15 protein-coding genes and 3 tRNA genes are annotated in these 13,919 nt (G+C 70.8%); 14 read left to right on the plus strand and 4 right to left on the minus strand.

Features of this window, described 5'->3' with window-relative positions:
- The first annotated feature begins 5 nt into the window (after nt 1-5).
- The 8 genes from DN069_RS35905 (at nt 6) to DN069_RS35940 (ending at nt 4,797) form a co-directional block, all read left to right on the plus strand.
- A tRNA-Thr gene (locus DN069_RS35905) sits at nt 6-78 on the plus strand.
- Between the two features lie 46 nt (nt 79-124).
- Nucleotides 125-200, plus strand: a tRNA-Met gene (locus DN069_RS35910).
- 83 nt (nt 201-283) lie between these two features.
- Nucleotides 284-448 (plus strand): 50S ribosomal protein L33, encoded by a 165-nt coding sequence (gene rpmG / locus DN069_RS35915; RefSeq protein WP_065962933.1) that lies wholly within the window; start codon nt 284-286, stop codon nt 446-448.
- A gap of 152 nt (nt 449-600) precedes the next feature.
- Nucleotides 601-1,053, plus strand: coding sequence for a MaoC family dehydratase N-terminal domain-containing protein (locus tag DN069_RS35920; protein ID WP_111507455.1), 453 nt, complete (start codon nt 601-603; stop codon nt 1,051-1,053).
- A gap of 8 nt (nt 1,054-1,061) precedes the next feature.
- Nucleotides 1,062-1,490, plus strand: coding sequence for a MaoC family dehydratase (locus tag DN069_RS35925; protein ID WP_111507456.1), 429 nt, complete (start codon nt 1,062-1,064; stop codon nt 1,488-1,490).
- 135 nt (nt 1,491-1,625) lie between these two features.
- A complete protein-coding gene (locus DN069_RS35930; RefSeq protein WP_111507457.1) occupies nt 1,626-2,189 on the plus strand; it encodes a TetR/AcrR family transcriptional regulator in 564 nt (187 codons plus the stop codon).
- 71 nt (nt 2,190-2,260) lie between these two features.
- Nucleotides 2,261-3,703, plus strand: coding sequence for a DHA2 family efflux MFS transporter permease subunit (locus tag DN069_RS35935; protein WP_111507458.1), 1,443 nt, complete (start codon nt 2,261-2,263; stop codon nt 3,701-3,703).
- Nucleotides 3,700-4,797 (plus strand): UDP-N-acetylmuramate dehydrogenase, encoded by a 1,098-nt coding sequence (locus DN069_RS35940; protein WP_279387954.1) that lies wholly within the window; start codon nt 3,700-3,702, stop codon nt 4,795-4,797. The genes DN069_RS35935 and DN069_RS35940 overlap by 4 nt, the downstream gene beginning before the upstream one ends.
- A gap of 43 nt (nt 4,798-4,840) precedes the next feature.
- Here DN069_RS35940 and DN069_RS35945 read toward each other — a convergent pair whose 3' ends face one another.
- The 4 genes from DN069_RS35945 to DN069_RS35960 form a co-directional block, all read right to left on the minus strand.
- Nucleotides 4,841-5,761, minus strand: coding sequence for an ABC transporter permease (locus DN069_RS35945; RefSeq protein ID WP_111507460.1), 921 nt, complete (start codon nt 5,759-5,761; stop codon nt 4,841-4,843).
- Complete coding sequence (locus DN069_RS35950) at nt 5,758-6,999, minus strand: ABC transporter ATP-binding protein (protein WP_111507461.1); 1,242 nt, start codon at nt 6,997-6,999, stop codon at nt 5,758-5,760. The genes DN069_RS35945 and DN069_RS35950 overlap by 4 nt, the downstream gene beginning before the upstream one ends.
- 92 nt (nt 7,000-7,091) lie before the next feature.
- On the minus strand, nt 7,092-8,168 hold the full coding sequence (locus DN069_RS35955; protein ID WP_111507462.1) for an adenosine deaminase: 1,077 nt from the start codon (nt 8,166-8,168) through the stop codon (nt 7,092-7,094).
- Nucleotides 8,169-8,241: 73 nt separating this feature from the next.
- On the minus strand, nt 8,242-9,486 hold the full coding sequence (locus DN069_RS35960) for a pyridoxal phosphate-dependent aminotransferase (RefSeq protein WP_111507463.1): 1,245 nt from the start codon (nt 9,484-9,486) through the stop codon (nt 8,242-8,244).
- Between the two features lie 247 nt (nt 9,487-9,733).
- Here DN069_RS35960 and DN069_RS35965 point away from each other — a divergent pair.
- From DN069_RS35965 to DN069_RS35990, 6 genes are all read left to right on the plus strand, one after another.
- Nucleotides 9,734-9,806: transfer RNA gene (locus DN069_RS35965), tRNA-Trp, on the plus strand.
- A gap of 110 nt (nt 9,807-9,916) precedes the next feature.
- The gene (gene secE, locus DN069_RS35970) at nt 9,917-10,249 is read left to right on the plus strand and encodes a preprotein translocase subunit SecE (protein ID WP_165845789.1); all 333 of its coding nucleotides are present in this window, start codon (nt 9,917-9,919) and stop codon (nt 10,247-10,249) included.
- A gap of 122 nt (nt 10,250-10,371) precedes the next feature.
- The gene (nusG, locus tag DN069_RS35975) at nt 10,372-11,172 is read left to right on the plus strand and encodes a transcription termination/antitermination protein NusG (RefSeq protein WP_243640225.1); all 801 of its coding nucleotides are present in this window, start codon (nt 10,372-10,374) and stop codon (nt 11,170-11,172) included.
- A gap of 190 nt (nt 11,173-11,362) precedes the next feature.
- Entirely contained in the window at nt 11,363-11,797 is a 435-nt protein-coding gene (gene rplK / locus DN069_RS35980) for a 50S ribosomal protein L11 (RefSeq protein WP_042387025.1), read from the plus strand.
- A gap of 88 nt (nt 11,798-11,885) precedes the next feature.
- Nucleotides 11,886-12,608: a 50S ribosomal protein L1 gene (rplA, locus tag DN069_RS35985; protein ID WP_111507466.1), complete on the plus strand. Its 723-nt coding sequence runs from the start codon at nt 11,886-11,888 to the stop codon at nt 12,606-12,608.
- 141 nt (nt 12,609-12,749) lie between these two features.
- Nucleotides 12,750-13,832: an SCO4651 family lipoprotein gene (locus tag DN069_RS35990; RefSeq protein WP_111507467.1), complete on the plus strand. Its 1,083-nt coding sequence runs from the start codon at nt 12,750-12,752 to the stop codon at nt 13,830-13,832.
- Nucleotides 13,833-13,919: the final 87 nt, after the last annotated feature.

Raw genomic sequence — 13,919 nt, forward strand, 5'->3', positions numbered from 1 at the left:
CGTTCGCCCCTATAGCTCAGTCGGTAGAGCGTCTCCATGGTAAGGAGAAGGTCTGCGGTTCGATTCCGCATGGGGGCTCGGATGAGAGGGTTCCTCTCCGCTCGGCGGGGAACGCGATCGTCGTGGCGGTGTAGCTCAGTTGGTAGAGCAAGCGGCTCATAATCGCTGTGTCACCGGTTCAAGTCCGGTCACCGCTACCACGCCTGTAGCCGATTTTCGGTCAGTGACCCGATCGGCTACTCTTGTCTGTCTGTAACGTTGTCTGTCCGAGGAAGGCACTCCCGTGGCCGCCACTGATGTCCGTCCGAAGATCACGCTGGCGTGCGTGGAGTGCAAGGAGCGGAACTACATCACCAAGAAGAACCGGCGTAACGACCCGGATCGTCTTGAGCTGAAGAAGCACTGCCCCCGCTGCAACGCTCACACCGCGCACCGCGAGACCCGCTGACCCCACGCCTCACGGCACCGGGTCGGTCTCGACCGATGGTTTTCAGGCGAAGGCCGCTCCCACCTGTTGGGGGCGGCCTTCGTCGCGTCCGCATCCATGCCGGTCCTCGGACCTGCTCGTCCATCGACCTCAATCGACCTCAGGAGTCACGCATGCCGCTGGACCCCTCCTTCATCGGGCGGTCCTACCCGCCCACCCCGGCCTACGAGGTGGGCCGCGAGAAGATCCGCGAGTTCGCCGAGGCCGTCCGCGACGCCAACCCGGCCTACGCGGACCGCGAGGCCGCCAAGGCCCTCGGTCACCCGGACGTGATCGCCCCGCCGACCTTCCCTTTCGTGATCACCTACCGCGCCGCGGCCCAGGTGGTTCAGGACCCGGAGCTGGGCCTGGACTTCACCCGCGTCGTCCACGGCGACCAGCGCTTCGTCTACACCCGCCCGGTCCGGGCCGGTGACCGGCTGAGCGTGACCTGCGTGATCGACTCGATCAAGTCGCTGGCCGGCAACGACATCCTCTCCGTCCGCGGCGAGGTCGCCGAGGAGAGCGGCGAGCACGTGGTGACGGCCTACATGACGCTTGTGGCCCGCGCGGCCGAGGGGGAGTGAGGAACACGATGGGCGCGAGCATCAACTACGACGAGGTCGAGGTCGGCACCGAGCTGCCGGCGCAGTCCTTCCCGGTGACCCGGGCCACGCTGGTGCAGTACGCCGGCGCCTCGGGCGACTTCAACCCGATCCACTGGAACGAGGCCTTCGCCAAGGCGGTCGGCCTGCCGGACGTCATCGCCCACGGCATGTTCACGATGGCCGAGGCGGTCCGCGTGGTCACCGACTGGGTGGTCGACCCCGGCGCGGTCGTCGAGTACGGGGTCCGCTTCACCAAGCCGGTCGTCGTGGCCAACGACGAGGCGGGCGCCGTGATCGAGGTCACCGGCAAGGTCGCGGCCAAGCTGGACGACCGCCGGATCCGGGTCGACCTGGTCGCGACCAGCGCGGGGCAGAAGGTGCTCGGCATGTCCCGGGCCGTCGTCCAGCTGGCCTGACCGGCCCTGCCCTGACCGGCTCGGACCGGCCCTGACCTGGTCGGACGAGCCGGTCGAGACGGAACTCACATCCACCTCTTGACGTAGTTAGTAATCAACCACTAACTTTGAAGCATGGCGAAGACGAGCATGCGAATGAGCGCGGAGGAGCGACGCGAGAGCGTCATCCGCGCCGCCATGGTCGAGTTCGCCGACCGTGGCTACAACGGCACCTCGACCGCGGCGATCGCCCGTCGGGTCGGGGTGTCGCAGCCCTATCTCTTCCGCCTGTTCGAGAACAAGCGGGCGCTCTTCGAGGCCGCCGTCCGGCGCTGCATCGAGGAGCTCAAGGAGACCTTCCTTCGCGCCGCCGAGGGCAAGGAGGGCGAGGAGGCCCGCCAGGCGATGGCCGCGGTCTACTTCGAGCTGATCAGGGACAAGTCGTGGCTGCTGATGCAGCTGCAGATGTACGTCTCCACGGCCGCCGCCGAGGCCGCCGGCGATCACGAGGTGGGCGAGGCCGTCCGTGCGCTCTGGACGGATCTGTGGGACTCCGTGGCCGCGGCCACCGGCGCGTCGCCGGAGGAGATCACGGAGTTCTTCGCCTACGGGATGCTGATCAACAACCTGGTCGCCATGGGATTTCCGGTGGAGCACCGTCTGTGGCAGGGCTTCGGCGAGGAGTACGTGGGCTGCCCCGCGGTCCCCGTCTCCGAGTGACCGAGCCGAAGCGTGTTTTTTTGACCGTCAAAGTTATTGATTGATTACTACCAATCGCGCCTGGGGGAATCATGCGCAAGATCAGTCCAGCCGTCTGGGCCTTCCTCATCACCAGCACCGCCGGCTTCATGGCCGCCCTCGACAACCTCGTGGTGACCACGGCCCTGCCATCCATCCGGGCCCACCTGGGTGGGGGGATCACCGACCTCGAGTGGACCGTCAACGCCTACACCCTGACCTTCGCCGTGCTGCTGATGCTCGGCGCGGCCCTCGGCGACCGCTTCGGCCGGCGACGCGTGTTCACCACCGGCCTCGCCCTGTTCACGCTCTCCTCCCTCGCCGCCTCGCTCGCGCCCAACATCGGCGCGCTGGTCGCGGCCCGGGCGGCCCAGGGCGTCGGAGCGGCACTGCTCACACCCGTCAGCCTGACCCTGCTCACCGCGGCCGTGCCGGTCGCCCGGCGCGGGCTCGCCTTCGGCGCCTGGGGAGCGGTCAACGGCATGGCCGTGGCGCTCGGCCCGCTCATCGGCGGCACCATCGTCGAGCACCTCTCCTGGCAGTGGATCTTCGCGCTCAACGTCCCCATCGGCCTCGCGCTGCTGCCGCTCGCCCGGCTGCGGCTGGCCGAGTCCCATGGCCCCAACGGCCGTCTGGACGTGGTGGGAACCGGTCTGGCCAGCTCCGGCCTCTTCGGCGTCGTCTACGCCCTGATCCGCGGCAACTCCGACGGCTGGACCAGCGCGACGGTGCTCTCCGGCCTGGTGGTCGGCGCCCTGCTGCTGGTCTCCTTCCTGGTCTGGGAGACCCGCACCGCGACCCCGCTGCTGCCGCTGCGGCTCTTCCGGATCCGCACCTTCTCCGCCGTGAACGCGGCCTCGATGCTGATGTCGCTCGGCATGTTCGGCGCGATCTTCCTGCTCAGCCAGTTCCTGCAGAACGTCCAGGGGTACAGCCCGATGACGGCGGGTGTGCGGATGCTGCCCTGGACGGGCATGCCGATGCTCGTCGCCCCGCTGGCCGGGCTGCTGGTGGACCGGATCGGCGGCCGGGTGGTCATCGCGATCGGCCTGGCGATGCAGGCGGTGGGCCTGGCCTGGTTCGCGCTCATCGTCACCCCGGACGTCAGCTACGCCTCGCAGGTCCCGGCGCTGATCATCTCCGGCACCGGCATGGCGCTCTTCTTCGCCCCGGTCGCGGCGGTGCTGATGGGCTCGGTCCGGCCGCAGGAGCAGGGCGTGGCCTCCGGCGCCAACAACGCCCTGCGCGAGGTCGGCGGCGCGCTCGGTGTCGCGGTGCTGACGTCGGTCTTCACCGCCCACGGCAGCTACGCCAGCGGCCAGAGCTACGTCAACGGCCTCACCCCGGCCCTGTGGGTGGGCGCGGCCGCCATCGCCGCCGCGACCGTCGCGATCCTCTGCGCCCCGCGCCGCTCCCGCGCCGCGGCCGCCCAGCCGATCGCCTCGGGCGAGCCGAGCACGGACGCGGCGGACAGCTCCCCGGTGCCGGTGGCCTGACGGGGGCGGGCACGGCGGCCCGTACGCTAGACCCCGTGCAGGAACTCCATGACGCGCCCCTGGCCCCCCTGACCACGCTCCGGATCGGCGGCCCCGCCGCCCGGCTGGTGACGGCGACGACCGATGACGAGGTCGTCGCCGTCGTCCGTGCCGCCGACGCGGCGGGCGAGCCGCTGCTGGTCCTCGGCGGCGGCTCGAACCTGGTGATCGGCGACGCCGGCTTCCCCGGCACCGTGCTGCGGATCGCCACCAAGGGCTTCGACCTCGACGGCACCCGGCTCACCCTCGCCGCGGGCGAGGTCTGGACCGAGGCCGTCGACCGCGCGGTGCTGGAGCACGGCCTGTCCGGCATCGAGTTCCTGGCCGGCATCCCCGGCTCGGCCGGCGCGACGCCGGTGCAGAACGTCGGCGCCTACGGCCAGGAGGTGGCCGACACGGTCACCGAGGTCGTCGCCTACGACCGCCGCGCGGGCGAGACGGTGACCGTCCCGGCCGCCGACTGCGGCTTCGCCTACCGCCACAGCCGCTTCAAGGCCGATCCCGATCGCTACGTCGTGCTGCGCGTCACCTTCGCCCTCAACGACGCGGACGGCGCCTCCGGGCCGGTCCGCTACACCGAGACGGCGCGCGCGCTGGGCGTCGCCGAGGGCGAGCGCGCGGACCTGCGGGCGGCCCGGGAGACGGTGCTGAAGCTGCGCGCGGGCAAGGGCATGGTGCTGGACCCCGAGGACCACGACAGCTGGTCGGCCGGCTCCTTCTTCACCAACCCGATCCTGACCGAGGCCGAGCACGCCGCGTTCCTGGCCCGCGTCGCCGAGCGGCTCGGCCCCGACGTCCAGCCGCCCGCCTACCCGGCGGGGGAGGGCCGGGTGAAGACCTCCGCGGCCTGGCTGATCGACAAGGCCGGTTTCACCAAGGGCTACGGCGCCGGCCCGGCCCGCCTCTCCGGCAAGCACACCCTCGCCCTCACCAACCGCGGCGCCGCCACCGCCGCCGACCTGCTGGCCCTGGCCCGCGAGGTCCGCGACGGCGTCCACGCCGCGTTCGGGGTGACCCTGGTGAACGAGCCGGTGATGGTCGGCGTCGAGCTGTAGCGGACGCCCGGGGTGCTCCTCGGGCGTCGCCGGGCGTCGTGCGTCAGGCGTCGCGCAGCAGGAAGGCGGCGTAGCCGCCGCCCAGGAGCACCACCGTCACGACGCCCACCAGCTCCAGCATGCTGGTGCCGGACGGGGCGTTGTCGGTCATGTGCTGGCTGAACTGCGCGAACAGGCCGGAGAAGAGCGAGTAGCTCATCAGCTTGTCCCCGAGGCCGCCCGGGGTTCCGCCGGAGACGACGCCGATCACGAACGGCAGGAAGATCAGCGCCATCAGGATCACGACGGTCGGCGCGGAGCGGCGCAGCAGCGTGCCGATGGCGAACGAGAGCAGGGCGCACAGGGCCAGGAAGAGCCCACCGCCGAAGATCGCCTCGGTGATCTCGGAGCTCGGGGCGGCGTCGCCGTGGTTGCCGGGCAGCATCGACTTCGCCGTCAGCACGCAGACCGCGCAGAGCGCGGTGCCCGCGAGGAACGAGCCGAGGAAGAGCACCAGCACCTTGGCGGTGAGCACCTCCAGCCGGCGCGGGGCGGCGATGAGGGTGTTGCGCATCATGCCGGAGGTGTACTCCGTGGTGATCACCAGCGTGCCGAAGGGCACGAAGAGCATGACCGCGGTGAGCGCGGCGATGGCGGAGTTGCTGAGGAACTGGTCCCGGAAGACGACCTCGTTGCCGCTGTAGTGCTCGGTGAGCAGCAGGTCCATGGCCGGCATGACGACCAGCGCGCTGGCGAGCAGCCAGAGCGTCGCGCGGGTGGTCCACAGCTTGGTCCACTCGGACGCGACCATGTTCAGGATGTTCGGCCTCGGCCCCGAGGCCGCGGGCCGCATCGGCTGCTGTTGTTGCATCGGCGGGGCCTGCATCGGGGGAGCCTGCATCGGGTAGCCCGGCTGCGGCTGCGGCGCGTAGCCGACGGGCGGCTGCGGGGACGGGTAGGACGAGTACGGCTGCGACACGGTCATCCCTCGCTCTTCGGGCCCGCATAGGGGTAGGCCGGGGCGGACTGCTGGGGCTGGGGCGGCTGCGCCTGCGGGTAGCCGTAGTTCGGCGCACCAGGTTGCTGCGGCGGCGGGGGATAGGCGCCGGGCTGCTGCATGCCGTAGCCGGGCTGGGCCCCGTACCCCGGTTGTCCGCCGTACCCGGGCTGCCCGCCGTACCCCGGCTGCGCGGGGTAGCCCTGCGGGGCGGCGGCCGGCGCGGGAGCCTGCTGCTGCGGGTACTGACCCGGCCCGGGCGCGCCCGGCATCGGCTGACCGGGCATCTGCTGGCCCGGCATCGGCTGGCCGGGCACCGGTGCGGCGCGGTACTCCACCGCCTGCTGGGTCATCGCCATGTACGCCTCCTCCAAGGAGGCCTGCTGGGGCGCCAGTTCGAGCAGGCGGATGCCCTGGGCGTGCGCCAACTCGCTGATCTGGTGCGCCTCCATGCCCGTGACGCGGAGCGCGCCTCCGGGCTGCGGCTGGGCGTTGCCGCCCGCGGCGGCGAGCGCGGGGATCAGGCGGGCGGTGTCCTCGGGCGCGCAGCGGATGGCGACGTGGCCGGTCGAGTACTGGTTGACGAAGGCCTGCAGGCTCATGTCCGCCAGCAGCCTGCCCTGGCCGATGATGACCAGGTGGTCGGCGGTCAGCGCCATCTCGCTCATCAGGTGGCTGGAGACGAAGACGGTCCGGCCCTCCGCGGCCCAGCCGCGGATCAGTTGGCGGATCCAGAGCACGCCCTCGGGGTCCAGTCCGTTGACCGGCTCGTCCAGCATCAGCACCTGCGGGTCGCCGAGCAGCGCGGCGGCGATGCCCAGGCGCTGGCCCATGCCGAGCGAGAAGCCGCCGGAGCGCTTTCCCGCGACCTCCTGCAGGCCGACCAGGCCCAGGACTTCGTCCACCCGACGGCTCGGCAGGCCGCTCAGCCGGGCCAGGCTCAGCAGGTTGGCCCGCGCGCTGCGCCCGGGGTGCAGGGACTTGGCGTCGAGCAGCGCGCCGACGGTCCGGGCCGGATGCGTGAGCTGCCGGAACGGCACGCCCCCGATCAGTGCCGCGCCCGCGGTCGGCGCGTCCAGGCCGAGGATCAGGCGCATCGTCGTGGACTTGCCCGACCCGTTGGGGCCGAGGAATCCGGTGACGATGCCGGGCTTGACCGCGAAGGTCAGGTTGTCCACGGCGGATTTGGCGCCGTAGCGCTTGGTCAGGCTACGCGCCTCGATCACGGGCAGTACTCCTGGCAGATGTTGACGGCTCGACGTCACATCTCACCACGAACGCCTGTGCCCCCAGGAAACGGGCCTTCAAGTGCGAGGCATCACTCCGCTTGACCCGCCGGTGCGGCCAGCCAGGCGTCGATGCCCGACAGGAGTTCGGTCCGGACCGGCTCGGGGGCGACGGAGCCGCGCACGCTCTGCCGGGCCAGCTCGGCCAACTCCTCGTCGGTGAAGCCGTGGTGCTGCCGCGCGGACTCGTACTGCGCGGCCAGGCGCGAGCCGAAGAGCAGTGGGTCGTCGGCACCCAGTGCCATCGGGACGCCCGCCTCGAAGAGCCGGCGCAGCGGCACGTCCTCCGGGCGCTCGTACACGCCGAGCGCGACGTTGGACGCCGGGCAGACCTCGCAGGTGATCTGCTCCTGCGCGAGGCGCCGCAGCAGCGCGGGGTTCTCGGCGGCCCGGACGCCGTGGCCGACGCGGCGCGCGCCCAGGTCGTCGAGGCAGGAGCGCACGCTCGAAGGCCCGGCCAGCTCGCCGCCGTGCGGCGCGGCCAGCAGGCCCGCCTCGGTGGCGATCCGGAAGGCGCGGTCGAAGTCCCGTGCCAAGCCCCGGCGTTCGTCGTTCGACAGCCCGAAGCCGACGACGCCCTGGTCCGCGTAGCGCACCGCGAGACGGGCGAGGGTGCGGGCGTCCAGCGGGTGCTTCATCCGGTTCGCGGCCACCAGCACGCGGATGCCGACGCCGGACCGCCGGGAGGCGTCGTCCGCGGCGTCGAGCACCAGCTCCAGCGCGGGGATCAGCCCGCCGAGGCGCGGCGCGTAGGAGGTCGGGTCGACCTGGATCTCCAACCAGCCGGAGCCGTCGGCCCGCTCGTCCTCGGCGGCCTCGCGGACCAGCCGCCGGATGTCCTCCTCGTCCTGCAGGCAGTTGCGCGCGGCGTCGTAGAGGCGCTGGAACCGGAACCAGCCCCGCTCGTCGGTGGCCCGCAGCTTGGGCGGCTCGGCGCTGACGAGTGCCTCGGGCAGCCGGACGCCGTGCTTGTCGGCGAGCTCCAGCAGGGTTGCGGGGCGCATGGAGCCGGTGAAGTGCAGGTGCAGGTGGGCCTTCGGCAGCAGCCGGACGTCACGGGGTGCGGAAGGCGCCGTCGATGGACGGGACGGGGCAAGGACCTGTTCCATCCACAGATCCTACCGGGAGGCGTGAGCCCTCAGGGGCGCGGTTCCCCGCGCCCCCAGGTTGGTGCAACGTCCGTCAGCGGGCTTCGCCCAGCAGCTTCTGGAGCCGGCTGACGCCCTCGACCAGGTCGTCGTCGCCGAGCGCGTAGCTCAGCCGGAGGTAGCCCGGGGTGCCGAAGGCCTCGCCGGGGACGACCGCGACCTCGGCCTCGTCGAGGATCAGGGAGGCCAGCTCCGCCGAGGTGGCCGGGCGCCTGCCGCGGATCTCCTTGCCCAGCAGGGCCTTGACCGAGGGGTAGGCGTAGAACGCGCCCTCGGGTTCGGGGCACAGGACCCCGTCGATCTCGTTGAGCATCGAGACGATGGTGCGGCGGCGCCGGTCGAAGGCCACCTTCATCTCCTCGACCGCCGACAGGTCGCCGGCGACGGCCGCCAGCGCCGCCCGCTGGGCGACGTTGCTGACGTTGGAGGTGGCGTGCGACTGCAGGTTGGTCGCGGCCTTGATGACGTCCTTGGGGCCGATCACCCAGCCCGCGCGCCAGCCGGTCATCGCGTAGGTCTTGGCGACGCCGTTGACCACGATGCACTTGTCGGCCAGCTCCGGGACCACGACCGGCATGGAGACGAACTCGGCGTCCCCGTAGACGAGGTGCTCGTAGATCTCGTCCGTCAGCACCCACAGGCCGTGCTCGACGGCCCAGCGGCCGACCGCCTCGACCTCGGCGCGGGTGTAGACGGCGCCGGTCGGGTTCGAGGGGGAGACGAAGAGCAGCACCTTGGTGTTCTCGGTGCGGGCCGCCTCCAACTGCTCGACGGAGACCTTGTATCCGGTGGACTCGTCGGCCACCACCTCGACCGCGACGCCGCCCGCGAGCTGGATCGACTCGGGGTAGGTGGTCCAGTAGGGGGCCGGGACGATCACCTCGTCGCCCGGGTCCAGGATCGCGGCGAAGGCCTGGTAGATGGCCTGCTTGCCGCCGTTGGTGACGAGTACCTGGGAGGCGTCGACGGCCCAGCCGGAGTCGCGCAGCGTCTTCGCGGCGATGGCGGCCTTGAGCTCGGGCAGGCCGCCGGCCGGGGTGTAGCGGTGGTTCCTCGGGTCGCGGCACGCGGCCACGGCTTCCTCGACGATGTAGTCCGGCGTGGGGAAGTCCGGCTCGCCCGCGCCGAAGCCGATGACCGGGCGCCCGGCGGCCTTGAGGGCCTTCGCCTTGGCGTCGACGGCCAGCGTCGCGGACTCCGCGATGGCGCCGACGCGGGCCGAGACCCGGCGGTCGGCAGGACGGACGGATACGTCTGGGGTGGAGGAGGCAGCGCTCATGGCCGCATGCTCGCAGAAGGCCTGTGGGCGCGCGGCGGCATTCCGGAATGCGACCCGAACGGGTCCGAACTGCGGTCCTCTCCGAAACACTCGAGGGAACGCGCGGGGAACGCATTCGACGTGCGGGGCTTCCAGCCCCTACACTCAACCCTCGTTGGAAGCCCTTCCAACGGCACGCCAGACCGCAGACCCGTGCGGTGGCCGCGATGCTGTAGGTTGGGACTGCGAGTCCGCACCACGGGCTCAAAGGGCTATAGCTCAATTGGTAGAGCACCGGTCTCCAAAACCGGCGGTTGGGGGTTCAAGTCCCTCTGGCCCTGCTGTCCGCTCTGTCGGAAACCTTGGACAGGCGGTACCGTCAGCAGTGCACACAGGGGCCCCGCGCTACGCGGGAGCCCCTACAGGTACCCGGATATCAGGTGAGGGACAAGTGACGGAGACCGTGGGCTCCACCGCCACACCTGAGAGCGGCAACTCCGCCGGTGGCGAGGATCTCTCCCGCCGTGACCGGAAGCGTGCTCGCAAGTCCGGTGACCCGGAGGGCACGGGCGGTCGCAAGCGCGAGAAGCGCCCGAACGTCCTCAAGCGGATCGCTCTCTTCTACCGTCAGGTCATCACCGAGCTGCGCAAGGTCGTCTGGCCGTCGCGCTCCGACCTGACCTCCTACACCACGGTGGTCATCACCTTCGTCCTGGTGATCATGGCGATCGTCTACGGTCTCGACACCGGCTTCGTGAAGCTCGCTCAGCTCGTCTTCGGCTGACGTTCACCCTCTGGCTGACGCTCACCTCTTGTGCGGCTCGTCCGGCTGTCCGGGCGCTCCGCTACCTTTGCTTCGGTATCGTTGAATCCACCGATCGCAACAAGCAGGAAGAAGCAGCCAACGTGTCTGAGTCCCACTTCGAGGAGATCGTCGACAGCGGCGCGGACGTCGACGAGGTCGAGGCTGCCGAGGAAGAGGCCGGCCGCTCCGCGGAGGAAGAGGCCGTGACCGTGGTCAGCGACGACGAGTCCGCCGCGACGGAGGCCTTCGAGGAGTCCGGTTCCACCGTCTCCGAGGAGGAGGACGGTGTGGAGATCGACCCGGTGGCCGCGTTCCGTGAGGAACTGCGCATCGCCCCGGGCGAGTGGTACGTCATCCACACCTACGCCGGCTACGAGAACCGGGTGAAGGCCAACCTGGAGCAGCGTGCCGTCTCGCTGAACGTCGAGGACTACATCTACCAGGCCGAGGTGCCGCAGGAAGAGGTCGTCCAGATCAAGAACGGCGACCGGAAGACCATCCGCCAGAACAAGCTCCCCGGCTACGTGCTGGTGCGCATGGACCTGACGAACGAGTCCTGGGGCGTCGTCCGCAACACCCCGGGTGTCACCGGCTTCGTCGGCAACGCCTACGACCCGTACCCGCTGACGCTGGACGAGGTCGTCAAGATGCTGGCCCCCGACGTCGAGCGTGCCGCGGCCAAGGAGGCCGGCAAGCCGAGCCCGGTCCGTCCGGCCGAGGTCCAGGTGCTGGACTTCGAGGTCGGCGACTCGGTCACCGTCACCGACGGCCCGTTCGCGACGCTGCAGGCCACCATCAACGAGATCAACCCGGACTCGAAGAAGGTCAAGGGCCTCGTCGAGATCTTCGGCCGCGAGACCCCGGTCGAGCTCTCCTTCGACCAGATCGCCAAGAACGACTGAGCTGCTCCGGCAGCCCCAGCGGCGCTCGATTTCAGGGCACACGCGGCACCAGGCTATGCTTGGTCGCGCGTGTGCCCTGTCCGTTTCCGGCCCCAGGCCGTCGGACGAGCGCCACGCCGAAACCCACAGGCCCTGCCGGTCCGCTTTCGCGTGCCCGGTGGGACACCTCTCGTAAGGACCCGGAGAGAGCATGCCTCCCAAGAAGAAGAAGGTCACGGGGCTTATCAAGCTCCAGATCAACGCCGGCGCGGCCAACCCCGCGCCGCCCGTCGGCCCGGCCCTGGGCCAGCACGGCGTCAACATCATGGAGTTCTGCAAGGCCTACAACGCGGCCACCGAGTCGCAGCGTGGCATGGTGATCCCGGTGGAGATCACGGTCTACGAGGACCGTTCCTTCACCTTCATCACCAAGACTCCGCCGGCCGCCAAGCTGATCCTCAAGGCCGCGGGCGTGGAGAAGGGCTCCGGCGAGCCGCACAAGACCAAGGTCGCCAAGATCACGGCTGCCCAGGTCCGCGAGATCGCCACCACGAAGATGCCCGACCTGAACGCGAACGACATCGAGATGGCCGAGCGCATCATCGCCGGTACCGCTCGTTCGATGGGCATCACCGTCGAGGGCTGAACCCCTCGGTAGAGCACCACCCGTGGTAGGGCCGGGCGCGGTCCGTAGCAACCACGACTCCACGCCAAGAGATCCAGTAGGAGCAGCAGTGAAGCGCAGCAAGGCTCTGACTGCCGCGGCCGCCAAGGTCGACCGCGAGCGTCTGTACGCCCCCCTCGAGGCCATCCGCCTCGCCAAGGAGACCTCCACCACCAAGTTCGACTCGACCGTCGAGGTCGCCATGCGTCTGGGTGTCGACCCGCGCAAGGCCGACCAGATGGTCCGCAGCACCGTGAACCTCCCGCACGGCACCGGCAAGACCGCCCGGGTCCTGGTCTTCGCGACCGGTGACCGTGCCGCGGCCGCGGAGGCTGCGGGCGCCGACATCGTCGGTGCCGACGAGCTGATCGACGAGGTCGCCAAGGGTCGCCTGGACTTCGACGCCGTCGTCGCCACCCCGGACCTCATGGGCAAGGTCGGCCGCCTCGGCCGCGTGCTCGGTCCCCGTGGTCTGATGCCGAACCCGAAGACCGGCACCGTCACCGTCGACGTGGCGAAGGCCGTCACGGAGATCAAGGGCGGCAAGATCGAGTTCCGCGTCGACAAGCACTCGAACCTGCACCTGATCATCGGCAAGGCCTCCTTCGACATCGAGAAGCTGGTCGAGAACTACGCCGCGGCGCTCGAGGAGGTCCTCCGGGCCAAGCCGTCCGCCGCCAAGGGCCGCTACATCAAGAAGGTCGCCATCAGCACCACGATGGGCCCCGGCATCCAGGTCGACCCGAACCGCACCCGCAACCTCCTCGTCGAGGAGGACCCGGCGTCGGTCTGAGTCACCTCAGCCACGTAGGTCTGTAACGGGCCGGTACCAGCTCCCTTGCGGGAGCGGGTACCGGCCCGTTCGTCGTCGAAGGACAGGTGTAGCGTCACTGGTCCGATCCTGATCCGGATCCTGAGCTGGGGGGAACCCACGATGAGAACGAACCGGACGCCGGCGCTCGCCGCCGTCGCGGCCCTGGCCCTCACCGGCCTGACCGCGTGTTCCACCGCCAAGCAGGCCACCAGCGACGCCGCCCACGCGGCCGCCCAGGCCGCCTCCGCACTGCCGGCGGACGCGCTGGCCGCGCTCGGGCTGGCCAACACCCACCTGCAGTCGCAGAACTCGGCGAAGGTCACCGCCACGATCCGGATGCCCGGAGCGGCCACCGCGGAGACCATGAAGGGCGCGATGGCCTGGGACTCCGGCATGCGCTTCACGGGCGACGTGACCGGAGCCCCGGGCATGGCCGCGCTCTCCACCGACGGCAGCCTCCCGGCCGTGATCGTGGGCGGGGCGATCTACATGAAGGTCAGCAACCCGACGGCGCTGGCGCAGACCGGCGGCAAGTCGTGGATGAAGCTGGACTTCGCCGAGATCGCGGCGCTCTCCAGGAACCCGCAGGCGTCGAGCCTCGGCGGTGGCATGGACAGCGCGCTGAAGCAGATCTCGCCGGTCCAGACCGTGCGGGCGCTCACCGGCGACAAGGGTGTCCGGAGCGTCGGCCGGGAGACCATGGACGGCCAGGCGACCACGCACTACTCGGGCCACCTGACGCTCGACCAGATGCTGGCGGCCATACCGGGCCTGACCGGGGCCCAGCGCCAGACCCTCGGCAAGGCCGACACGAGCATCGGGCTGACCGGCGAGGACGTGGACATCTGGCTGAACGAGCGGGCGCTGCCGGTCCGGGTGCAGGAGCACACGGTGACGCAGAAGGGCGACCTGGACATCGACCGCCACTTCGCCGACTACGGCGTCCCGGTCTCGGTCACCCTGCCGAACTCCGCGGACACCTTCGACCTCGCGGCGGCGCTCAAGGCGGCGGCCGGCGGGGTGGGCGGGCACGGGCCGGCGCCGGTGAGGGCGACGCCGGGCCAGGGCGCGGGGCGTCAGCCGAGCGGGGGCAGCAGCGTGGCGGCGGCGCCGGCCAGCGGCAGCGCGAGCAGGGCGAGGAGCAGGGCGGTCATCGGGCGGTCGCCTCCGTGCAGCAGAAGGTCCGAGTCGGCACTGCCTTGATCGTCACTGCCTTGATCGTCACTGCGCCACCGCCACGATCACGGCCAGCACCACGACGCCGGCGCCCAGAACGGCAACATCCAGGGC

This window comes from Streptacidiphilus pinicola (genome assembly GCF_003258295.1).
Classification (GTDB): Bacteria; Actinomycetota; Actinomycetes; order Streptomycetales; family Streptomycetaceae; genus Streptacidiphilus; species Streptacidiphilus pinicola.